We start from the raw sequence: 21,087 nt of genomic DNA on the forward strand, positions 1-21,087 counted from the left end.
CGCCGCCATGCGCCGGGCCCCAGAGGCAGGCGATGCCGGCCGCGATGCAGGCGAACGGGTTGGCGCCGGAAGAGCCGGCGATGCGCACCGTCGAGGTCGAGGCATTCTGCTCGTGGTCGGCGTGCAGGATGAAGATCTTCTCCAGCGCGTCGGCGAGGACCGGGCTGACCTTGTACTCCTCGCAGGGCACCGCGAAGCACATGTTCAGGAAGTTCTCGGCGAAGCCGAGCGAGTTCTTCGGATAAACGAAGGGCTGGCCGACGGTGTACTTGTAGGCCATCGCCGCGAGAGTCGGGATCTTCGCGATCATGCGCATGGAGGCGATCATGCGCTGCTTCGGATCGTTGATGTCGGTGGAGTCGTGATAGAACGCGGCGAGCGCGCCGACGGCCGCCACCATGATCGCCATCGGATGAGCATCGCGGCGGAAGCCCTGGAAGAAGCGGGCCATCTGCTCGTGCACCATCGTGTGATGGGTCACGCGATGATCGAAATCCTTCTTCTGCGCGGCGGTCGGCAGGTTCCCGTAGAGCAGGAGGTAGCAGGTCTCGAGAAAGTCGCCATGCTCGGCGAGTTGCTCGATCGGATAGCCGCGGTACTCCAGCACGCCCGCATCGCCGTCGATATAGGTGATCTTGGACTGGCAGCTCGCGGTCGAGGTGAAGCCGGGATCGTAGGTGAACAGGCCGGACTGGCCGTAGAGCTTGCCGATATCGATGACATCAGGCCCGACGCTGCCGCTGAGGATCGGGAGATCGTAATTCTTGTTTCCGACGGTCAGTGTAGCGGTTTTTGTGCTTGGTTTTGCGTCCATCGTAGGTCCCCGATGTATGGTGAAACGGGCCGGATCCGGGAGGCCCCCATGAGATGGAGGGGCAGGCCGGATATTCCAGAAGGTCCGGGTCAGATGGGTATATTATTGCTGTGTGCGCTGCAAGATCGACGCACGCATAGCCTACTTACGTCGTAGCCTGATCCTTAAGCCGGCCCAGACTTTCCTGGCATCCCAGCACGTCCAAAACCTCGAAAATTCCGGGCGATGTCGTGCGTCCGGTGAGCGCTGCCCGCAGGGGCTGGGCCACCGCGCCGAGCTTGAGGCCGTTTTGCTCGGCAAAAGTGCGCAGCGCGGCTTCCGTATTTGCCGCACTCCAGGTCTCGACTTTCTCCAGCGCGGAATGCAATTGGCCGATCAGCCTGCGGTTTTCGGGCGTCAGCAGCGCCGCGGCCTTGGGATCGAGCTCCAGCGGCCGGTCGGCGAAGATGAAATAGGCGCCGTCGATCAGCTCGATCAGCGTCTTGGCGCGCTCCTTCAGGCTCGGCATGGCCTTGAGCAGCTGCCCGCGCGTGGTGTCGTTGAGCTTGGCCTTGAGCTCGGCGCGGCCCGGCACATGATCGAGCACGTCCTCGAACATCTTCACGAGTGATTGATCGTCGGCGTGGCGGATGTAGTGGCCGTTCAGGTTTTCCAGCTTGGCGAAATCGAAACGTGCGGCGGCCCGACCGATGCCGGCGAGGTCGAACGCCGCGATCATTTCCTCGGTCGAGAAGATCTCCTGGTCGCCATGGCTCCAGCCGAGCCGGACCAGGTAGTTCCGGAGCGCGGCCGGCAGGTAACCCAAGGCGCGGTAGGCATCGACCCCGAGCGCGCCGTGGCGCTTGGACAGTTTCGAGCCGTCGGGACCATGGATGAGGGGGATGTGGGACATGCTCGGCAGCGCCCAGCCCATCGCATCGTAGATCTGCTTCTGGCGCGCGGCGTTGATCAGGTGATCGTCGCCGCGAATGACGTGGGTGATGGCCATGTCGTGGTCGTCGACCACCACCGCGAGCATGTAGGTCGGCGTGCCATCGCCGCGCAGGAGCACGAGGTCGTCGAGGTTCTCGTTCTGCCAGACCACGCGGCCCTGGACCTGGTCCTCGATCACGGTCTCGCCGGTCTGCGGCGCGCGCAACCGGATCGTCGGCTTCACGTTGCCCGGCGCCGTGGCCGGGTCGCGGTCGCGCCACATGCCGTCATAGAGGCGGGTGCGGCCCTCGGCGCGCGCCTTCTCGCGCATGGCGGTGAGCTCTTCGGCCGTGGCGTAGCAGCGATAGGCCTTGCCGTCGGCGAGCAGCTGCTCGGCGACCTCGCGGTGACGCGCGGCACGGCTGAACTGGTAGATGACGTCGCCGTCCCAGCCGAGCTCGAGCCATTTCAGGCCGTCGAGAATGGCGCCGATCGCAGCCTCGGTGGAGCGCTCCCGGTCGGTGTCCTCGATCCGGAGCAGCATCTTGCCGCCGTGCTTCTTTGCATAAAGCCAGTTGAACAGCGCCGTGCGGGCGCCCCCGATGTGGAGGAAGCCGGTCGGGGAGGGAGCAAAGCGTGTGACGACGGTATCGGTCATTCTTGGCAGGGCCTATGCATTGGAGGCGGTGGTGTATAGCAGGAACGGGACATAACTAAAGCCCGTCGGCGGCCCCGCTAAGGCCTTGGCTCGGCCACGCGAATTTGGCAGAAGGACCGCTGATTTCCCTACAGGATTTTCGGATGAGCACAGAAGCGGTGGCGAACGAGGTTGGGCGCGATTTCATTCGTGACATCATCCAGGCCGACCTCGATCAGGCCAAGTACAAGGAGATCGTGACCCGGTTCCCGCCGGAGCCGAACGGCTACCTGCATATCGGCCACGCCAAGTCGATCGCGCTCAATTTCGGCATCGCCCAGGAATTTCCGGGCCGCTGCCATCTGCGCTTCGACGACACCAATCCGGTCAAGGAAGAGCAGGAATACATCGATTCCATCCAGGCCGACGTGCGCTGGCTCGGCTTCGACTGGGGCCAGAACCTGTTCTTCGCCTCGGACTATTTCGACCGTCTGTACGAATGGGCGGAGAAGCTGATCCGCGACGGGCTCGCCTATGTCGACGACCAGACCCAGGAGGAGATCCGCGTCTCGCGCGGCACGCTGACCGAGCCGGGCAAGAACTCGCCGTTCCGCGACCGCAGCGTCGACGAGAACCTCGACCTGTTCCGGCGCATGAAGGCCGGCGAATTCCCGAACGGCGCACGCGTGCTGCGGGCCAAGATCGACATGTCCGCGGGCAACATCAATCTGCGCGACCCCGTGCTGTACCGCATCCTGCATGCGCACCATCCGCGCACGGGGACCAAGTGGAGCATCTATCCGAGCTACGATTATGCGCACGGCCAGTCGGACGCGATCGAAGGCATCACGCATTCGATCTGCACGCTGGAGTTCGAGGACCACCGGCCGCTCTACGACTGGTTCATCGAGAAGCTGCCGGTGCCGTCCAAGCCGCACCAGTACGAGTTCGCGCGGCTGAACCTGACTTATACGCTGCTGTCGAAGCGGGTGCTGACGCAGCTCGTTCGCGACGGGCACGTCGCCGGCTGGGACGATCCGCGCATGCCGACCATGGCGGGCATGCGTCGCCGCGGCGTGCCGCCGGCCGCGCTGCGCGAATTCGTCAAGCGCATCGGCGTCGCCAAGGCCAACAGCGTGGTCGATGTCGGCATGCTGGAGTTCTGCATTCGTGAGGAGCTGAACCGCACCGCGCAGCGGCGCATGGCGGTGCTGAAGCCGCTGAAGGTCGTGATCGAGAACTATCCGGAAGGGCAGGTCGAGGAGCTGGAGGCGATCAACCATCCCGACGATCCCTCCGCCGGCACGCGGAAGATCAGCTTCGGCCGCGAGCTCTACATCGAGCAGGACGACTTCATGGAGAACCCGCCGAAGAAATTCTTCCGCCTGTCGCCGGGCAACGAGGTGCGGCTGCGCTACGCCTATTTCGTCAAATGCACCGGCGTGATCAAGAACGATGCCGGCGAGGTGGTGGAGCTGCGCTGCACCTACGATCCCGCGACCAAGGGCGGCAACGCGCCCGACGGCCGCAAGGTCAAGGCGACCATGCACTGGTTGCCGGCGGCGACGTCGAAGCCGGCGGAGATCCGCATCTACAACCAGCTGTTCGCCAATCCGAGCCCGGATGCCTCGAACTTCGCGGCCGACCTCAATCCGCAGTCGCTGGAGATCCTCTCCGACGCCCGGATCGAGGCGTCGGTCGCGGATAGCAATGCGACCGAGGCGATGCAGTTCGAGCGCCAGGGCTATTTCGTGCGCGACAAGGACTCGACGCCGGGCAAGCCGGTATTCTCGCGGACCATCGGTCTGCGCGATACGTTCGCGAAGGAAGTCGCCAAGGGGTGAGGGCACGACCATGAGCAGCGAAGTCGACGCCGTCGTTTCCGCCATCATCGCGAAATGGTGCGCCGGCTTTACAAGGCTCGATGCCGCGGCGCTGTCGTCGCTGTATTCGGACAACGCGTTCTTCTTCGGCTCCAATCCGAAACTCTATCGGGGCAGGGACGGCGTCGCCGCCTATTTCAACGGCCTGCCGCGGTGGCGCAAACCCAGCGCGGTCTTTTCCGAGGTCCAGGCGGGGCGCGCCGGAGCGGACCTGATCAACATGGCCGCGACCATCTCGTTCGACCTCGCCGGCGAACGCCCGGATCTCGTCGTCAAGATGAGCTGGGTCATCCTGCGCGAAGGCGACGACTGGAAGATCGTCAATCATCACGCCTCGGCGAAAGCGCCGTTGATCTAGCGGTCATGGCGGGCGGCTGGCCCCGGACATGGCGGAAACGAACCGGAGCGCAGCTCACGCGTTTAAGTGGGTCCCAAACGAGGATCCCGCCATGAAAGACATCACAGAGCACATGGAAGTCATCGGCGCCGACGGCGTCCACATCGGCACCGTCGACCGCGTCGAGGGCAACCGCATCAAGCTGACCAAGAAGGACAGCGGCGAGGGCAGCCACAAGGGCCATCACCATTTCATCGACAAGGGCCTGGTCGCCGACATCGAGGGCAACAAGGTCCGTCTCTCGGCCAACGCGTCGGTGGCGGTGACGATGGAAGAGGAAAAATAGGGCCGGTGCCGTTCGTTCCTGATCCGTACCGCTATTCGCGCGCCTGCACGTTCCGGTAGCTTCGGCCTCCGTTGCGTATCGTCAGGTGCAGGGAATGGCGGAGCCGGGTCGGCCAATACGCCAGGGGATCGCCGGAACATGGCCCACAGGTCGCGCCGTGCCGGCCGGTGGGCTGGCGCCGGCAGCGCTCGATCTGTGGCCACGGCTTGCAGGCATTCTGGGCGCCTGGGTGCGGGCCGAAGCCGGCCCCGGGCGGCTGCTGCCCTGGGTGCCGGTCGCCTTCGGCGGCGGCATCGCACTCTATTTCTCCGCCGATCACGAACCGGTGCTTTGGGTCGCCGCCGCCACGGCATTCGCGCTCGCGCTCGGGGCGGTCCTGTTGCGGCGGAGCCGGCTGCTCGGGCCGGCAGTCATGGTCGCGGCGGTCGCCGCCGGATTTGCCATGGCGACCTGGAAGACGGCGCGCATCGCCCATCCCGTGCTGGCGAAGCCGCTTTATTCGGTGTCTCTGTCGGGCTTCGTCGAGACCCGTGACATCCGCGAACGTACCGACCGCTTCGTGCTGCGCGTCACCGCCATGGAGGCGCAGCGCAGCGACGTCAAGCTGGAGCGCGTCCGCCTCTCGGTGCGCAAGGGGACGGCGCCCGAGGTCGGCAGCTTCGTGCAGCTCAAGGCGCGGCTGATGCCGCCGCTTCTGCCCGTTCGCCCCGGCAGCTACGATTTCTCGCGCGACATGTTCTTCCAGGGCATCGGCGCCTCCGGTTTCGTGATGGGTGCGATCACGGCTTCCGCGCCGCCAGACGCGGGCGGCCTGCGGCTGCGCTATGCGGCGTTGATGCAGAGCCTGCGCGATGCCATCGACACGCGCATCCGCGCGGTCCTCGACGGCGACAACCGCGCCATCGCCACCGCGCTTTTAACCGGGCGTCGCGACGCCATCACCACGCCCGTCAACGATGCGATGTTCATCTCAGGGCTCGGCCATGTGCTCTCGATTTCCGGCTACCACATGGCGGTGGTCGCGGGTGTCGTCTTCTTCACGGTTCGCGCGTTGCTGGCCTTGATTCCGGGACTGGCGGTGGGCTTCCCGATCAAGAAATGGTCGGCGGCCGCAGCGCTTGCCGCTGCCGCGTTCTACCTGTTGCTGTCGGGGGCGGAGGTCGCCACGCAGAGATCATTCTTCATGACGGCGGTGGTGTTGATCGCGGTGATGGTCGACCGCCGCGCCATCACATTCCGCACGCTGGCGGTGGCCGCCATGATCGTGCTTGCGGTCGCGCCGGAGGCGCTGGTCCACCCGAGCTTTCAGATGTCCTTCGCCGCGACGCTCGGCCTTGTGGCTCTGGTGCAGGTCGGCATGCCCAACCTGTTTGCCTCGCCCGATCACTCCACCACCGCGCGGATTGCGATGTGGGGCGGGCGCGAGATCGCGATGCTGTTCCTGGCCTCGATGATCGCGGGGCTGGCGACCACGCCCTATGCCGCCTTCCACTTTCACCGCGTCACGCCGTTCGGTGTGCTCGCCAATCTCGGCGCGATGCCGGTGGTTTCCGCGCTCGTGATGCCGGCCGGGCTGTTCGGGCTGCTGCTGGCCCCGTTCGGGCTCGATAGCGTCTGCTGGTGGCTGATGGGGATCGGCATCGACTGGATGGTGGCGGTGTCGCGCTGGGTGGCCGCGCTTCCCGGCGCGATCGGCCGCCTCGGTGCCTTCGGCATCGCGCCGCTGATCCTCGCAAGTTTCGGGATCGTGCTGATGGGGCTGCTGCGGACGCCGCTACGATGGTCCGGTGCCGTCGTGCTGGCGGCCGCGACCGTCTGGGCGCTCGGAACGCGGCAACCCGATATCCTCATCGCGGGCGACGGCTACAGCATCGCGGTACGCGGCAGGGATCACCAGCTGCATCTGATCGCGTCGCGAAAGGATGCGTTCCTCACCAAGGAATGGCTCGCGGCGGATGCGGATTCCCGTGACGCCGGCAGCGCTGCGCTGGCCGAGGGCGTGTCGTGCGACGAGGCCGGCTGCGTGGCGCAGATGGCGGGCGGAGGTCTGGTCGCGCTGGCGCTGCGGATCGATTCACTGGCCGATGACTGCGATCGTGCCGTGCTGGTGGTGACCGCGCGGCCGGCACCACCCGATTGCGCGGCGATGGTCGTCGATCGTCAGCGTCTCTCGAGGCAGGGCACGCTGGCGCTGATACGGCGCGGCGACGGTTTCGAGGTTCAGGCTGTGCGGGCGAGGGGCGCAAACCGTCCCTGGTCGCCGGCAGCCGCCGGCGATGGAGATTCCGGGATGACCCTCATGCCACGGTCGGCGGCTCCGCGCTCCAGGGACGCAACACCGTCGGATGCCGACCTGCAGGCTGAGGACTGAAAACAAAACGTCAGCCGGTCGGCAGGCGCGTGATCGTCGACTGCCTCTCGGTGACGACCTGCGGCTTGTGCTCTCCAAGCGGCTGGGTCACCGGCAATTGCAGCACGGTCGCACGCTGGCCTTCGACGAGCTGCGTCACCAGAACGTATTTGCCGTCGGGGAATTCGACTGCGTCATGATGGCGGTCGGGAATGTGGGGATCGACCTTGCCGAACTTGCCGACGCGGGAGTTGATCGTGCGCGTCCAGATCCAGCGATTGTCGTAGCGGACGTTGTCGGCGAAGGCGAGCTCCGTCCCGGGCAGCAGACAGACCGCGACCGACATATCGGCTTCGGAGGCGAAGCCGCGTGTGGAGGTGCCGCGGAAAGTTGTCGTGACGATCGTCTCGCCAACCTGGGCAGGGCGCGTCGCGACGGCATGCAGGCTGTAGTCACACATTGGGGTGCTCCTCATTCAGGATAGCAACCCACACCTCTCTCGGAGGCGCAGGCCTCTATCAGAGTGGAAGCCCGCGAGCGTCTGCCCGGTTGTAGGCAAATCTGCGGCTCGCGGTCCGGCGCGACGATCACAATATCTTTTGAGCGGGGCGTAGGAACCAAGCCTGCATCCGCGCATTTCTCGGCGCCTCGCGATGTCAGCGGCCTGCAGGCGCCGACCAGCCCGAGTAGGGCCAGACCGGTTGCGACGGCTGCTCGACGGCATTGCGGGCGCTGCGGAATTGCTCGCTCGTGGTCGCCTGCGGCGCCTTGCGGGCATGGCGCTGCGATTGTCCGGCGACGGCTTGCGAGGCCGACGCTGCGATCAGCGCCAAGACGGCTGTGCTCAAAACGATCTTACGCATTGTTGTCTCCTCGATCTTTCCAGGGCCGCGAAGCGATCAACGCTCGGCGCGGCGTGTCGAGGATGTAGCGGCGAAGGAGCGGCCGGATAATCTGCGCAAAACCAGAAAGACTATCCAGCCGGAGCGGACAATGCGTTCGCCCCCATAGGTATCAAACGACCGCCGGAGGCTCAGTACTTCCGGTACAGTCCGATCAGCTTGCCCTGAATCTTGACCCGGTTCGGCGGCAGGATCCGCACTTCGTAGGCAGCGTTGGCCGGCTCGAGCGCGATCGAGGCGCCACGGCGGCGGAAGCGCTTCAGCGTCGCTTCCTCGTCGTCGATCAGCGCCACGACGATATCGCCGGTATCGGCACTCTCGTTGCGCTGGATCAGCGCCATGTCGCCGTCGAGGATGCCGGCCTCGACCATGGAGTCGCCGCGCACTTCGAGGGCGTAGTGCTCGCCGGAGCCGAGCATGTCCGGCGGGACGCTGATGGTGTGGCTGCGGGTCTGCAACGCCTCGATCGGCGTGCCGGCCGCGATCCGGCCCATCACAGGCACTGCCACGGGACGCTCGCCCTCGTCCGCGGGCGGGCTCGATGTGGTTCGGACCTTGCCGAGATTGCCCTCGATGACGCTGGGCGTGAAGCCGCGTCGGTTGCCGGCGGCGGCCTGGAGTTCAGGCAGCTTGATCACCTCGATGGCGCGGGCGCGGTTCGGCAGGCGCCGGATGAAGCCGCGCTCCTCAAGCGCGGTGATCAGGCGGTGGATGCCCGACTTCGAGCGCAGGTCGAGCGCGTCCTTCATCTCGTCGAAGGAGGGCGGCACGCCGCTTTCCTTCAGACGCTCGCTGATGAACCGCAGAAGCTCGTATTGTTTGCGCGTTAACATCTCGACCAAAATCCCCCGGTTGATGTCGTTCGATTCCGAGACGCTGAATTCAGCAGTAAGCCGCTACATGCTCGAAACAAATCATGAACGGACACTATATGTTCGATATGTGTTCCGCAACTGCTTAATTTAACGTGAACGCGACGAAGTTCGCGGAACGTGCGTCGTCGATGCGTTCAGGCGGGGAGCCGCAACACCTCGCAGGGCGAGCCTGCTTCGGCCTTCGGCGCGAAGGGCGGGCGCACGAGAAGTAGCTGTGCTGCAGCGAGATTCGCAAGTAGCGAAGAGTCCTGATGATTGACGGGATGGGCCACCAGCGTGCCGTCGTCACGCAGCTCGAGGCGCGCGCGGAGATAATCCTCGCGCTGGTCGTTGGCGCCGACATCGCGGCCGAGCACCGCGCGCTCGCGGCGGTGGTGAATCACCTGCTGACCCAATAGAGCGCGAATCAACGGCACCATGAACAGGAAGCCGCACACATAGGACGAGACGGGATTGCCGGGCAGGCCGATCACGCGCATCGGGCCGAGGCGTCCGTGCATCATCGGCTTGCCGGGCCGCATCGCGATCTTCCAGAACGCCATCGAGATGCCTTCGGCATTGAGCGCCGGCTGGACGAGGTCATGATCCCCGACCGAGGCGCCGCCGGTCGTGATCAGGACGTCCGCGCCCGACTCGCGCGCACGGCGGATGCCCGCCGTGGTGGCTTCCAGGGTATCGGCGGCGACGCCGAGGTCGATGGTGTCGGCCCCTTCGCGCCGGGCAAGGGCGTGCAGGGCGTAGCCGTTGGAATAGACGATCTGGCCGTGGCCGGGCGTCGTGCCCGGCATGACCAGTTCGTCGCCAGTGGCGAGGATCGCGATCCTGGGACGGCGGCGGACGGGAAGGCGAGGGTGATTCATCGCGGCGGCGAGCGCCAGGTCGCGCTCGGTGAGGCGGGTTCCTTGCCGCAACAGCAGGTCGCCTTCGCGGAAGTCGACGCCGGCGGGGCGAATGTGCCGCCCAGCCACGGCGGCCTCCTTGACCGTGATGCGCTTGCCGTCGGCGACAGTGTCCTCCTGGATCACGATCGCATCGGCGCCACGGGGCACGACGCCCCCGGTGAAGATCCGTACCGCCTCGCCGGCACCCACCGTTCCCGCGAACGGCCGGCCCGCCGCGACCTCGCCGATCACGGTGAGCTCGGCGTCGACCCGGGCCGCATCGGCTGCGCGCACGGCATAGCCGTCCATTGCCGACATGCCCTCAGGCGGCTGCGTACGCCGCGCCGCAACGTCGCGGGCGAGCACGCGGTGGTAGGCGTCCTCGAGCCCGACCATGTCTTCAGGGAGCGGCTCCGCGCCGGCCAGCACCGCGGCAAGCGCGTCAGAAACCGGCATCAGGGCCACGGGCGAAAACTCCTGCTGGGCACGTTCGGCAAATCGGCGACGAAAGTTCTAGCCGAGCGCGGGCGCTGAGGCAAAAGGCGTCGCGGTGAGACGGCGCATGCCGCCGCGCCGGATCCACTGTGCGGGTCCAGATGTCAGATTCGCCGCGGCATGATCCGGACGACGAGATAAACGGGCAGCAGGACGGCCATGGCGAGGACGAGAATGACGAATGCCCCGGCCAGCATCAGTCAGCTTCCCGCCAGCTTGTCTGGACTGACGTCCGGTGCTTCAGGACTCTGGTCCCTGTCCGGCATCGGATCGGCCTGCGACTTCAAATCGGCCGCCTTGCTGATCAGCTTGGCGGAAAGGTCCGAGTCCGATGTGGTTCTGGCGAATTGCAGCAGGAGAGAGGCCTGCTTGGTGAGGTAGGCTTTGCCCAGCACGACGATCAGTCCAATGTAGAAGTCCCAACGGACTCATGAGTCCGGACGCGGGCATTCGTTCCCGGAACTCTGTACAAAAATACACAAAGTCTTTTGGTTCCCATCCCGGGACGGAATTCGGTCCCGGGACGGGCGCCGTGGCGCGGTCTGCAGGCGGTCTTACAGACCCAACGCCTTGAGCGCGTCGCCGACGTCGCTCGCCGTGGTCACGTGCACTGCGGTCAATCCGCGCGCGCGGGCTCCCTCGATGTTCTCGGCGAGATCATCGAAGAACACGATGCGGTTGGCGGGGATGCCGATCGCCGCCACGACGTGGTCGAAAGCCTCCGCGTGCGGCTTGCGCAGGCCGATGCTGGACGACAGGTACAGTTCGCGGAAATGGCCGAGCAGGCCGGCATATTCCTTCGAGAAATAGTCCACATGCGGCTGGTTGGTGTTGGAGAAGGCGTAGAGCGGCACATGCCGGGCCGCGCGCGGCAACAGCTCCGCGATGTCGGGCATTTCGCCCGCGAAGATCGCGTTCCATCCCTCGAGGAACTGCGCATCGGAGATGCCGATGCCGAGCGATGAGCGCAGCGAGGCGAAATAGTCCGCGTCGCTGAGCTTGCCGACCTCGTGCAGCTGGTAGGCCTCGTCGCGCACATAGCGCGCGACGATGGTCTCGGGCTTGCAGCCGGCATGCCCCGCCCAGCAGTCGATCGCCTTGGAGAAATCGATGTCGAGCACCACGCGACCGAGATCGAACAGAAGCGCGTCCGCGCTGCCGGGAGAGAGGGGTGTCATTGCGTCCTTTTCACTTCAGTAGCGGTAAGGCTCGATGTCGAGCAGCGGGAATGCGCTGAACACGTTCGGCGCGTTGGTGGCAGCAGCCGTATGCAGATGCGACTTGTTGACTTCGGCGAACGAGGTGGCTCCGAGCAGGCCGAGGCAGCGCAGCACTTCGTCCTCGAGAAGCTCGAGCATCCGCGCCACACCGGCTTCGCCCGCCGCCGCGAGCGCCCAGCATTGCAGCCGGCCGATGCCGACCATGTCTGCGCCGGCCGCGATCGCCTTGACGATGTCCGTGCCGCGGCAGAAGCCGCCATCGACCATGATCTTGGCGCGGCCTTTCACGGCTTCCACGATCTCGGGCAGCACATGCATGGCGCCGCGGCCGTGATCGAGCTGGCGGCCGCCATGGTTGGAAACGTAGATCCAGTCGACGCCGTGGTCGATCGCGATCTGGGCGTCCTCCGCGGTGGCAATGCCCTTGAGGATGAGCGGGATCTTGAATTTGTCCTTGATCATCTTCACGGTCCGCCACTCCAGGCCCTTCTGGTAGTCGCCGCCGGTGGCGCGCAGCCTGCTCTCACGTACGTAGCGCTTGGCGATGTCACGCTCACGACGACTGTAATGCGCGGTGTCGACGGTGAGGCAGAAGGCGGCATAGGTGTGCTTCTCGGCCCGGCTGACGACATCGGCGACGAAAGCGTCATCGCCGCGGACGTAGAGCTGGAAGAAGCGCAGCGCATCGGGCGCGGCCTCGGCGGTCTTCTCGAGGCCGGGCTCGGACACCGAGCTCAGCATGTGCGCTGCACCGAAGGCGCCGGCGCCGCGCGCCACGCTGGCCGCGCCGTGCGGATCGAATATCTCCAGCGCCCCGACGGGGGCCAGCACCACCGGCAGGCGCATCTTGCGGCCGAACTGCTCGACCGAGCCGTCGACCGTGCGCACGTCGCGCAGCACGCGCGGGCGGAAGGCGATTTCGTCCAGCGCCATGCGGTTGCGGCGCATCGTGGTCTCGGTCTCGGCGGCGCCGACGATGTAATCCCAGGCGTTCTGGTTGAGGTTGGAACGCGCTTTCCGGATGAATTCGTGCAGGTTCTGGAACGGCTCGTCGCTGGAGCCGAGTTCAATATTCCTCTGCGGCCGGGTACGGGGCGCGTCGTTCATTGTTGTCCTCCCGAGAATTTGAAGTCTTAAGTCATCGCCTATCCCGTCCGGCCCTCCAAAACCATCCTAAAATCGCATAGCTGCGACACGAGGGCCGAGCGGCCGATTCCCGTTTCCGGCGCGAAACGGTTTCGGAACGTTGCCAAAAGTTTAGGCCCGGACGAAGGGATTTTTACGGCATACTCGCCGGCGTGGCATTCCGGCCTTGAAGAAACCAGAATGGTATTGTGAGAACCGGGTTGGATCGCCATTTGCATGGCGCTTCCCAGCCCCAGCAAAAAGGCCAGCCTATCCATGCGGAAAACCCTGCTGTTCCCCCTGGGCGCGCTCACCGGAGCGTGTCTGACCATCCTCGTGACCGGTCCGCAGGGAGGGCTCTGGGCGGCGAGAGCGGCGGCCGGTACGGACGACGCCTATTCCCAGCTCAACCTGTTCGGTGAGGTCTTCGAGCGCGTCAAGGCGAGCTATGTCGAGAAGCCCGACAACGCCAAGCTGATCGAAGGCGCGATCACGGGCATGGTGACATCGCTCGATCCGCACTCGCGCTACATGAACGACAAGGCCTGGACCGAGATGCAGGAGACCACCTCCGGCGAGTTCGGCGGCCTCGGCATCGAGGTCACCATGGAGGACGGCCTGGTCAAGGTCGTCTCGCCGATCGACGACACACCGGCATCGAAGGCCGGCATCATGTCCGGCGATCTGATCAGCAAGATCGATGGCGAGGCCGTGCAGGGCATGACCCTGGAGCAGGCCGTCAACAAGATGAAGGGGCCGGTCGACACCAAGACCAAGCTGACGATCGTGCGCAAGGGTGCCGACGCGCCGCTCGACATCGCGATCACGCGCGAGATCATCCACGTGCGTCCGGTGCGCTTCCACGTCGAGAACGGCGACATCGGCTATATCCGCGTCACCTCGTTCAACGAGCAGACCACAGACGGGCTGAAGAAGGCGATTGCCTCGATCTCCAAGGACATCCCGCCGGAGAAGCTCGCCGGCTACGTGATGGATCTGCGCAACAATCCGGGCGGCCTGCTCGACCAGGCCGTGTCGGTCTCGAGCGCGTTCCTGCCGCGCGGCGAGGTCGTCTCGACCCGCGGCCGCAATCCCGAGGAAACCCAGCGCTTCACCGCGCATGGCGGCGATCTCACCAAGGGCAAGCCGCTGGTCGTCCTGATCAACGGTGGCTCGGCTTCGGCTTCGGAGATCGTGTCCGGCGCGCTGCATGACCACAAGCGCGCGACGCTGATCGGGACACGTTCGTTCGGCAAGGGCTCGGTGCAGACAATCATTCCGCTCGGCGCCGGCAACGGCGCGCTGGCGCTGACCACGGCGCGCTACTACACGCCGTCCGGCCGCTCGATCCAGGCCCAGGGCATCGCCCCCGACATCGAGATCCTCCAGGACGTCCCGGCCGAATTGAAGGGCCGCGTCGACACCATGGGAGAGGCCTCGATGCGCGGTCATCTCTCCGCCGCCGACGGCACCGAACAGACGGGGTCTCAGTCCTACGTCCCGCCGGAGGAGAAGGACGACAAGGCCCTGCATGCGGCTTACGACTTTCTCCACGGCGTCACCGTGAATGCGGCTGCCGCCAAGCCGGCGCCGAAGACGGCCGTGCCGAACTAGGTCTCGCGATCCTTCGAGCTGCAGAATGCGCCCGGGAGTGGATGACACTCCCGGGCGCATTCGTATCAGGAGCGCTGCCTCAACTCGGATTCATCGCCGTAAAGGTCGCCTCGTAGCGGCCGTCCCGCTCGGCCCAGCGCCGGGCGCGGTCGCGTTCGACCAGCACCTCGTCGCGGGGATGAACCCGCAGCTCCAACAATTGCATGACCTCGGCGATGTACGCATCGAGCGGCATGGCGCGCGCGTCGCTCGCCTGCCGGGTCCCCGTCAGCTCGGTCTGCACATAGGGTGGCGCGAGCTCCAGAACCTCCACGGGAATCCTGCGGAGCTGATGCCGGAGCGACTGCAGCCAGGAGTGCAGGAATGCCTTGCTGGCGCAATAGGTCGGAAAGTCGGCGCGGGGCACGAAGGCGAGGTTCGAGCTGGTTGCGATGATCGTCGCGTTCCGCTGCGCCTTCAGCACCGGCAGGAATGCCGCCGTCACGCGCAGCACGCCGAGAATGTTGGTCTCGACGATCGCCTCCGCGTCCGAGGCATTCCAGCCGTCCGCGGCCATGTCCTCCGCGCGCGAGATGCCCGCGTTGGCAATCAGCACGTTGAGCTCGGGAAAGCGAGCGTGCATCTCGGCCGAGAGGCGCGGGAGTGCGGCGGGATCGTCGAGGTCGACGGGGATTCCGATCAGGCCCGGGCGTGCGGCCGCGATCTCGTCGAGCAGGGCCTGCCGTCGCCCCGTGACGATGACGCGATTGCCGCGGTCGTGGAAAGCCTCAGCGAGCCCGCGGCCGATGCCGCTGGTGCCGCCGGTGATGAGGATCGTGTTGCCGGTCATCTTCATGGTTGCAGCCTTTCGATTGAGGTGAAGGCCACGGCAACCCTTCGGCGCCTCCGGGACGGCGGTCGTGCGGGACGACGAGCATCGCGGCGCAAATGAGCGCCGGACGTGACGTCCCGAACGGGTGAGCGGTCGCAGGAGGGAACAGTGATGGCATACCGTGGCGTCTCGTGAATCGAGATCTCCCTGCTGGGATCCTCTCGACAAAGGACGCGTTGGATGACGGTAACGCCTACGGCAGTGCTTTTCCGGCGACTGCAAAGCGGGAGATACTTTGGCGGGTCGCCTGCGTCAAGCCCGACGGGCCTGACATCCGGGTGAAGCGCTAGCCCGCCTCCCGGCGGCGGCCGTCGCTCCGGGCGCCTCGGGTGCGGTGAAGCGCGAACAGCTCCAGCACCTTGTCGGCCGGTTTCGCCGCGCTGAACAGATAGCCCTGCATTTCGGAGCAGCCGAGCGCGCGCAACAGGCGCTGCTGCTCCTCGGTCTCGACGCCCTCGGCCGTGGTGGTCATGCGGCGGGCGCTGGCGAGGTTGACGACGGCCTGCACGATGCTGGCGGACCCATCGGGACCGGCGATGTCGTTGACGAAGCAGCGATCGATCTTGATCTTGTCGAACGGGAAACGGTGCAGATAGCTCAGCGACGAGTAGCCGGTGCCGAAATCGTCGAGCGCGATGCGCACGCCGATGGCGCGAAGCTGGTGCAGGATCGCGAGCGCGGTGTCGTCGTCGCGGATCAGCACCGCTTCGGTGATCTCGAGTTCGAGCCGGCTGGCCGGCAGGTTGGAGGCTGCGAGCGCCGCCATGATCTTCAGCGCCAGCGTGCCGCTCTTGAACTGCACCGGCGAGACGTTGACGGCGAGGCGGATATCGTCGGGCCAGTTCACGGCATCCCGGCAGGCTGTCGCCAGCACCCATTCGCCGATCTCGTTGATCAGGCCGGTATCCTCGGCGATCGGGATGAACTCCGCCGGTGAGACCATGCCGCGTTCGGGATGGCGCCAGCGCACCAGCGCCTCGCATCCGGTGATGCGGTCGTCCTTGAGGCTGAGACAGGGCTGGTAGTAGACCTCGAGGCCGCCATGGGTGATGGCGTGACGCAGGTCGATTTCGAGCTGGCGCCGCTCGCGGACCCTGGCGTCCATCTCCGGCTGGAAGAAGCGGTGGGTGCGCCGGCCGGCGGATTTGGCCGCGTACATCGCCATGTCCGCATTCTTCAGGATCTGGTCCAGCGCCATTCCATGCCGGGGCGCCAGCGCGATGCCGATGCTGGCGTCGGTGGTGAGATGATGGCCCATGCAATCGAAGGGCACGCGGATCGCCTTGAAGATGCGTGCGACGAGATCGTTGACCTGGTCGACCGATGTCACGGCGGACTGCACGATGGCGAATTCGTCGCCGCCGAGCCGGGCCACGAAATCCGTCGGCCCCGCGCATCGGCTGAGACTCGCCGCGACCGACTTCAGCAGTTCGTCGCCGACGAGATGGCCCAGCGCATCGTTGACGGCCTTGAACTCGTCGATGTCGATGTAGTGCACCGCGAGCTCTTCGCTCCCGGTGATGAGCCCCAGTTCCTGGCGCAGGTGTTCGTGGAACGTGGTGCGGTTCGGCAGATCGGTCAGCGCGTCGTAATGGGCGAGGTGCTTGATGCGCTCGTCGATGCGCCGGCGCTCCGTGATGTCCTCGTGCGTCACCACCCAGCCGCCGTCCGCGAGCGGCTCGTTGAGGACGTGGATCGAGCGTCCGTCGGAGGTGTCGACCACCATCGAGTTGCGGACGTGCACGTCGCGCAGCACCCGCGCGACATAGTCGTCGACGGCGCCTGTGAACGAGCCGGTCTCCCTGCGGTGCGCGATGACGTCCTCGAAGGTGCATCCCGGCTTCACCACGTCGGCGGACAGGCCGTACATCTCGATATAGCGCTGGTTGCACACCACGAGCCGCCGGGACGCGTCGAACAGCAGCAGGCCCTGGCTCATGTTGTTGACGGCGCGGTCGAGACGCTGCTTCTCCAGCGTCAGCCGCTGCCGCGAGGCGCGGTGTTGCGCTAGCAGCTTGAGAATGATGGCGGTCAGCACGCCGGCGATGGCGAGCGCTGAAACGGCCGCGACCGACATCAGGATGCCGATCTGCTCGCGCCAGTCCGTCAGCGCCGCCGCGCGCGTGGTGGTGGCTGTCATGAGGATCGGGAAGTGGGGCAGGGCGCGCGCCGAGATCAGGCGATCCTCGCCGTCGACGGGACTGACGAACCGGCCGGCGAAGTGATCGAGCGTGAAAATTCTCTGCTGCTCGAACGAGCCCGTCTTGAAATTCCGCCCCATCATCTCGCCGGAGTGGGGATAGCGGGCGAGCAGCGTGCCGTCCCGATGCAGCATCGAGATCGTGGCGCCGTCGCCGAGCATGACGGACTCGAAGAACTTCTCGAAATTGGCGGGTTCGATGCCGCGCCCGACCACGCCCATGAACTCGCCGTTCGGCCCCACGATCCTGCGGACGATCACGATGGTCCAGGCGCCGGAGATGCGGCTGTGCACCGGTTCGATCAGCACGTCGGGCGCGTAGGGATCGTACCTGAAGGTGCGAAAATAGGCGCGGTCGGCGAGGTTGACCTTCGGCACGGGCCATGCCGTCGACGAATTGATCAGATTGCCGTCGGCGTCCATGACGTTGACGCCGCCCATGTAGGGCAGCGCCTCGATCTTCGAGCGCAGCATCTGGTGCACGTCCTCGCCCGAAAGGCGCTTGCGATAATCCGCGGCACTCGCGATGCCGATCGCGTGGACGTGGTCGACGAAATCCTTCTGGATGACCGCGAAGTCCTGCAATTGCTGATCGAAATGATGGGCCAGCAGCAGAACGGTGTTCTCGAGCTCGCGGCCGCTGTTGCGCAGCGCGCGCTCGCGGAAGTTCTGCGCCATCAACACCGCGCCGACGGCGATCGCCGCGATCAGAAGCGCGCCGCCCACGACCAGCCAGCGGATCGGTCCGCTGCGAACGAAGGCCTGGTCAAGAAGGCGGCTGCCGTATCTCGTCATCATCTCGATCGTTGTCGTGCACACGTCAGGATCGACTGCTGATCCCGGGAACACCCGTTGGTTTACGGGAAAGTGGGTGGAGGCGGCGTTAGGAAGGTCGGTTAATGTGAAATGAATCGGGCCGCGCAAAAGCAATCTTTCCGCGAGTCGAAGACGTGCAGGATTTGCCGCAAGTCTTCACGATGCCGGTCAATTTCTGCCGGGTCTCATCGCGACCAACCAACGCTTAACCATCTAAGATGTTGCCGGTGCTCAAGGGGCGCGCTGGCACATGACTTGCGAGTAGAATTCGCAACAACGCAGAGAGGACAGCGATCATGAAGAGCGTTTTGAGAGACTTCCTGGCCGACGAAACCGGCGCGACCGCGATCGAATACGGCCTGATCGCCGCCGGCATCGCGCTCGCGATCATCACCGTGGTGAACGGCATGGGCAGCAAGCTCAACACGAAATTCGGATCGATCAGCACTTCGCTGAAGTGACGATGCGCTCAGGCGCGGTAGTGGCCCGACTTGCCGCCCAGCTTCTCGACGAGGTGGATGCCTTCGATGCGCACGCCTCGCTCCACCGCCTTGATCATGTCGTAGATGGTGAGGCAGGCGACCGAGACCGCCGTGAGCGCTTCCATCTCGACGCCGGTCGGGCCCGTGACTTTCACGCTGGCGCGGACCAGGCAACCCGGCAGCGTTGCATCCGGTTCGATATCGACCGTGACCTTCGAGAGTGCCAGCGGATGGCAGAGCGGGATCAGCTCGGAGGTGCGCTTGGCCGCCATGATGCCGGCGATGCGCGCGGTGCCGAGGACGTCGCCCTTCTTCGCGTTGCCGGAGACGATCAGGTCGAGCGTCGCCTTGCTCATGACGACGCGTCCTTCCGCAACGGCGAGCCGTTCGGTCGCGGGCTTGTCGGACACGTCCACCATCCGCGCCTCGCCGGAGGCGCCGATATGAGTGAGGGCGGGGCCGTCTGACGGCTTGCGCGCCATGTCAGCGCGTACCCGTCGCGCGCGCCGCATCCTCGCGCGCGAGCAGCGTGCGCGTCGCTGCGGTGACGTCGGCCTGGCGCATCAGGCTTTCGCCGACCAGGAAGGTCGACATGCCGACGCGTTCGAGCCGGGCGAGATCCGCCGGCGTGAAGATGCCGCTCTCGCCGACCATCAGGCGATCGCGCGGGATCAGCGGTGCGAGCGCCTCGCTGGTGGCGAGCGTGGTTTCGAAGGTGCGCAGGTTTCGGTTGTTGACGCCGATCATCGGCGAGCGGAGCTTCAGCGCCCGGTCGAGCTCGGCGCGGTCGTGAATCTCGATCAGCACGTCCATGCCGTAGGCGAGCGCGCAATCTTCGAGGTCCTTCGCGGCTGCATCGTCGAGAGCGGCCATGATGATCAGGATGCAGTCGGCTCCATGCGCGCGGGCCTCGGCCACCTGATAGGTGTCGAACAGAAAATCCTTGCGCAGCACCGGCAGCGAGGTCGCCGCGCGCGCGGCCACCATGAAATCGAGATGGCCCTGGAACGAGGGCGTGTCGGTGAGCACCGACAGGCAGGCGGCGCCGCCGGCTTCATAAGCCCTGGCGAGCGTCGGCGGATCGAAATCCGCGCGGATCAATCCCTTCGACGGCGAAGCCTTCTTGACCTCGGCGATCAGCGCGTAGTCGCCCTTGGCGTGCTTGGCCTCGATCGCGCGCACGAAGCCGCGCGCCGCGCCTTGCTCTTTCACTTTTGCTTCGACCGCAGATAGCGGCTGCGCGCGCTTGGCGGCGGCGATCTCCTCGCGCTTGTACGCCTCGATCTTGGTCAGGATGTCCGACATGGGATGCTCAGCCGTTCGAGACCGCGATCAGATGTTTCAGCCGCGCGCTCGCCGCGCCGCTGTCGAGCGATTTCGCGCCGATGGCGACGCCTTCCTTCAGGTCTTTGGCATGCCCGGCCACGATCAGCGCGGCGGCGGCGTTCATCAGCGCCACGTCGCGATAGGGGCTCGGCTTGCCGTCGAGCACGCTCTGCAGGGCGATCGCATTGGCATCGGCATCGCCACCCTTCAGAGCGCCGGGCTCGCAGCGCGACAGGGCGGCTTCCTCCGGCGTCACCTCGAAATTGCGGATCTCGCCATTGTGGAGCGCGGAGACGAAGGTCGGGCCGGTGAGGGTGATCTCGTCGAGGCCATCGGAGCCGTGCACGACCCAAGCGGACTCGGAGCCGAGATTCTTCAGCACCTGCGCCAGCGGCTGCACCCATTGCCGCGAGAACACGCCGACCATCTGCCGCTTGACGCCGGCCGGGTTGGACAGCGGTCCGAGCAGGTTGAAGATGGTGCGCGTCGCAAGCTCGACCCTGGTCGGGCCGACATTCTTCATCGCGGGATGATGTGCGGGCGCGAACATGAAGCCGATGCCGCATTCGCGCACGCAGCGGCCGACCTGCTCCGGCCTGAGATCGATCTTCACCCCGAGCGACGCCAGCACGTCGGCGGCGCCCGAGCGCGACGACAGCGCGCGGTTGCCGTGCTTGGCCACGGGAAGGCCGGTGCCGGAGACGATGAAGGCAGCGCAGGTCGAGACGTTGACCGAGCCCGAGCCGTCGCCGCCGGTGCCGACGATGTCGACGGCGTCCGCGGGCGCGTCGACCGTGAGCATCTTCGAGCGCATCGCCGAGACCGCGCCGGTGATCTCGTCCACAGTCTCACCGCGCACCCGCAGTGCCATCAGAAGCCCGCCCATCTGCGAGGGGGTGGCTTCGCCGGACATCACGGCGTCGAAGGCGGCGGCCGCTTCGTCACGCGACAGGCTGGCGCCGGTCGCGACTTTTCCAATGATCGATTTCAGGTCGTCCATC

At 65.9% G+C, this 21,087-nt stretch carries 20 protein-coding genes; 6 read left to right on the forward strand and 14 right to left on the reverse strand.

Annotated features, from left to right (window positions below; all coding sequences use genetic code 11):
* The coding region (gene gltA, locus QM712_RS27905) for a citrate synthase (protein WP_415026372.1) at nt 1-814 on the reverse strand (814 nt) is incomplete at its 3' end.
* 145 nt (nt 815-959) lie between these two features.
* Nucleotides 960-2,384: a glutamate--tRNA ligase gene (gltX, locus tag QM712_RS27910; protein ID WP_415026373.1), complete on the reverse strand. Its 1,425-nt coding sequence runs from the start codon at nt 2,382-2,384 to the stop codon at nt 960-962.
* A 143-nt stretch (nt 2,385-2,527) separates the two neighbouring features.
* Between gltX and QM712_RS27915 the strand changes: the two genes are divergently transcribed.
* The 4 genes from QM712_RS27915 (at nt 2,528) to QM712_RS27930 (ending at nt 7,300) form a co-directional block, all read left to right on the forward strand.
* Nucleotides 2,528-4,207 (forward strand): glutamine--tRNA ligase/YqeY domain fusion protein, encoded by a 1,680-nt coding sequence (locus tag QM712_RS27915; protein ID WP_415026374.1) that lies wholly within the window; start codon nt 2,528-2,530, stop codon nt 4,205-4,207.
* Between the two features lie 10 nt (nt 4,208-4,217).
* The gene (locus QM712_RS27920; protein ID WP_415026375.1) at nt 4,218-4,604 is read left to right on the forward strand and encodes a nuclear transport factor 2 family protein; all 387 of its coding nucleotides are present in this window, start codon (nt 4,218-4,220) and stop codon (nt 4,602-4,604) included.
* A gap of 91 nt (nt 4,605-4,695) precedes the next feature.
* Complete coding sequence (locus tag QM712_RS27925; protein ID WP_415026376.1) at nt 4,696-4,929, forward strand: DUF2171 domain-containing protein; 234 nt, start codon at nt 4,696-4,698, stop codon at nt 4,927-4,929.
* 94 nt (nt 4,930-5,023) lie between these two features.
* Entirely contained in the window at nt 5,024-7,300 is a 2,277-nt protein-coding gene (locus tag QM712_RS27930) for a ComEC/Rec2 family competence protein (protein ID WP_415026377.1), read from the forward strand.
* A 10-nt stretch (nt 7,301-7,310) separates the two neighbouring features.
* Here the strand turns inward: QM712_RS27930 and QM712_RS27935 are convergent, their stop codons facing one another.
* From QM712_RS27935 to QM712_RS27965, 7 genes are all read right to left on the reverse strand, one after another.
* A complete protein-coding gene (locus tag QM712_RS27935) occupies nt 7,311-7,739 on the reverse strand; it encodes a hypothetical protein (RefSeq protein WP_415026378.1) in 429 nt (142 codons plus the stop codon).
* Nucleotides 7,740-7,935: 196 nt separating this feature from the next.
* Entirely contained in the window at nt 7,936-8,142 is a 207-nt protein-coding gene (locus QM712_RS27940; RefSeq protein WP_415026379.1) for a hypothetical protein, read from the reverse strand.
* 170 nt (nt 8,143-8,312) lie between these two features.
* Nucleotides 8,313-9,014: a transcriptional repressor LexA gene (gene lexA, locus QM712_RS27945; RefSeq protein WP_027559402.1), complete on the reverse strand. Its 702-nt coding sequence runs from the start codon at nt 9,012-9,014 to the stop codon at nt 8,313-8,315.
* Between the two features lie 176 nt (nt 9,015-9,190).
* Nucleotides 9,191-10,402, reverse strand: a complete 1,212-nt coding sequence (gene glp / locus QM712_RS27950) for a gephyrin-like molybdotransferase Glp (protein WP_415026380.1) — start codon at nt 10,400-10,402, stop codon at nt 9,191-9,193.
* Between the two features lie 230 nt (nt 10,403-10,632).
* Nucleotides 10,633-10,827, reverse strand: a complete 195-nt coding sequence (locus tag QM712_RS27955; protein WP_415026381.1) for a hypothetical protein — start codon at nt 10,825-10,827, stop codon at nt 10,633-10,635.
* Nucleotides 10,828-10,986: 159 nt separating this feature from the next.
* Nucleotides 10,987-11,610, reverse strand: coding sequence for an HAD family hydrolase (locus tag QM712_RS27960; protein WP_415026382.1), 624 nt, complete (start codon nt 11,608-11,610; stop codon nt 10,987-10,989).
* Nucleotides 11,611-11,625: 15 nt separating this feature from the next.
* Nucleotides 11,626-12,759 (reverse strand): alpha-hydroxy acid oxidase, encoded by a 1,134-nt coding sequence (locus tag QM712_RS27965; RefSeq protein ID WP_415026383.1) that lies wholly within the window; start codon nt 12,757-12,759, stop codon nt 11,626-11,628.
* A gap of 294 nt (nt 12,760-13,053) precedes the next feature.
* Between QM712_RS27965 and QM712_RS27970 the strand changes: the two genes are divergently transcribed.
* Nucleotides 13,054-14,391: a S41 family peptidase gene (locus QM712_RS27970; protein ID WP_415026384.1), complete on the forward strand. Its 1,338-nt coding sequence runs from the start codon at nt 13,054-13,056 to the stop codon at nt 14,389-14,391.
* A 79-nt stretch (nt 14,392-14,470) separates the two neighbouring features.
* Here the strand turns inward: QM712_RS27970 and QM712_RS27975 are convergent, their stop codons facing one another.
* Both QM712_RS27975 and QM712_RS27980 read right to left on the reverse strand, forming a co-directional pair.
* On the reverse strand, nt 14,471-15,226 hold the full coding sequence (locus tag QM712_RS27975) for an SDR family oxidoreductase (protein WP_415026385.1): 756 nt from the start codon (nt 15,224-15,226) through the stop codon (nt 14,471-14,473).
* 322 nt (nt 15,227-15,548) lie between these two features.
* The gene (locus tag QM712_RS27980) at nt 15,549-18,260 is read right to left on the reverse strand and encodes an EAL domain-containing protein (protein WP_415026417.1); all 2,712 of its coding nucleotides are present in this window, start codon (nt 18,258-18,260) and stop codon (nt 15,549-15,551) included.
* A gap of 314 nt (nt 18,261-18,574) precedes the next feature.
* Here QM712_RS27980 and QM712_RS27985 point away from each other — a divergent pair, with 314 nt between their 5' ends.
* Complete coding sequence (locus QM712_RS27985) at nt 18,575-18,739, forward strand: Flp family type IVb pilin (protein WP_415026386.1); 165 nt, start codon at nt 18,575-18,577, stop codon at nt 18,737-18,739.
* Nucleotides 18,740-18,747: 8 nt separating this feature from the next.
* Here QM712_RS27985 and moaC read toward each other — a convergent pair whose 3' ends face one another.
* Genes moaC through trpD form a run of 3 tightly spaced genes read right to left on the reverse strand, consistent with a single transcriptional unit; the run spans nt 18,748 to nt 21,086 of the window.
* Nucleotides 18,748-19,242 (reverse strand): cyclic pyranopterin monophosphate synthase MoaC, encoded by a 495-nt coding sequence (gene moaC, locus QM712_RS27990; RefSeq protein WP_415026387.1) that lies wholly within the window; start codon nt 19,240-19,242, stop codon nt 18,748-18,750.
* A gap of 1 nt (nt 19,243) precedes the next feature.
* Nucleotides 19,244-20,065 (reverse strand): indole-3-glycerol phosphate synthase TrpC, encoded by an 822-nt coding sequence (gene trpC / locus QM712_RS27995; protein WP_415026388.1) that lies wholly within the window; start codon nt 20,063-20,065, stop codon nt 19,244-19,246.
* 7 nt (nt 20,066-20,072) lie between these two features.
* Nucleotides 20,073-21,086 (reverse strand): anthranilate phosphoribosyltransferase, encoded by a 1,014-nt coding sequence (gene trpD / locus QM712_RS28000; protein WP_415026389.1) that lies wholly within the window; start codon nt 21,084-21,086, stop codon nt 20,073-20,075.
* Nucleotide 21,087 lies beyond the last annotated feature (1 nt).

It is taken from the genome of Bradyrhizobium sp., from assembly GCF_047605465.1.
In the GTDB taxonomy this organism is placed as follows: Bacteria; Pseudomonadota; Alphaproteobacteria; order Rhizobiales; family Xanthobacteraceae; genus Bradyrhizobium.

Coding starts and splice junctions, on each gene's coding strand:
- QM712_RS27960 (WP_415026382.1), bottom strand. CDS start 11,610: ATGACACCCCTCTCTCCCGGCAGCGCGGACGCGCTTCTGTTCGATCTC.
- QM712_RS27980 (WP_415026417.1), bottom strand. CDS start 18,260: ATGATGACGAGATACGGCAGCCGCCTTCTTGACCAGGCCTTCGTTCGC.
- QM712_RS27935 (WP_415026378.1), bottom strand. CDS start 7,739: ATGTGTGACTACAGCCTGCATGCCGTCGCGACGCGCCCTGCCCAGGTT.
- gltX (WP_415026373.1), bottom strand. CDS start 2,384: ATGACCGATACCGTCGTCACACGCTTTGCTCCCTCCCCGACCGGCTTC.
- QM712_RS27970 (WP_415026384.1), top strand. CDS start 13,054: ATGCGGAAAACCCTGCTGTTCCCCCTGGGCGCGCTCACCGGAGCGTGT.
- QM712_RS27930 (WP_415026377.1), top strand. CDS start 5,024: ATGGCGGAGCCGGGTCGGCCAATACGCCAGGGGATCGCCGGAACATGG.
- QM712_RS27915 (WP_415026374.1), top strand. CDS start 2,528: ATGAGCACAGAAGCGGTGGCGAACGAGGTTGGGCGCGATTTCATTCGT.
- moaC (WP_415026387.1), bottom strand. CDS start 19,242: ATGGCGCGCAAGCCGTCAGACGGCCCCGCCCTCACTCATATCGGCGCC.
- trpD (WP_415026389.1), bottom strand. CDS start 21,086: ATGGACGACCTGAAATCGATCATTGGAAAAGTCGCGACCGGCGCCAGC.
- QM712_RS27920 (WP_415026375.1), top strand. CDS start 4,218: ATGAGCAGCGAAGTCGACGCCGTCGTTTCCGCCATCATCGCGAAATGG.
- QM712_RS27985 (WP_415026386.1), top strand. CDS start 18,575: ATGAAGAGCGTTTTGAGAGACTTCCTGGCCGACGAAACCGGCGCGACC.
- QM712_RS27925 (WP_415026376.1), top strand. CDS start 4,696: ATGAAAGACATCACAGAGCACATGGAAGTCATCGGCGCCGACGGCGTC.
- trpC (WP_415026388.1), bottom strand. CDS start 20,065: ATGTCGGACATCCTGACCAAGATCGAGGCGTACAAGCGCGAGGAGATC.
- QM712_RS27940 (WP_415026379.1), bottom strand. CDS start 8,142: ATGCGTAAGATCGTTTTGAGCACAGCCGTCTTGGCGCTGATCGCAGCG.
- QM712_RS27975 (WP_415026385.1), bottom strand. CDS start 15,226: ATGAAGATGACCGGCAACACGATCCTCATCACCGGCGGCACCAGCGGC.
- lexA (WP_027559402.1), bottom strand. CDS start 9,014: ATGTTAACGCGCAAACAATACGAGCTTCTGCGGTTCATCAGCGAGCGT.
- QM712_RS27965 (WP_415026383.1), bottom strand. CDS start 12,759: ATGAACGACGCGCCCCGTACCCGGCCGCAGAGGAATATTGAACTCGGC.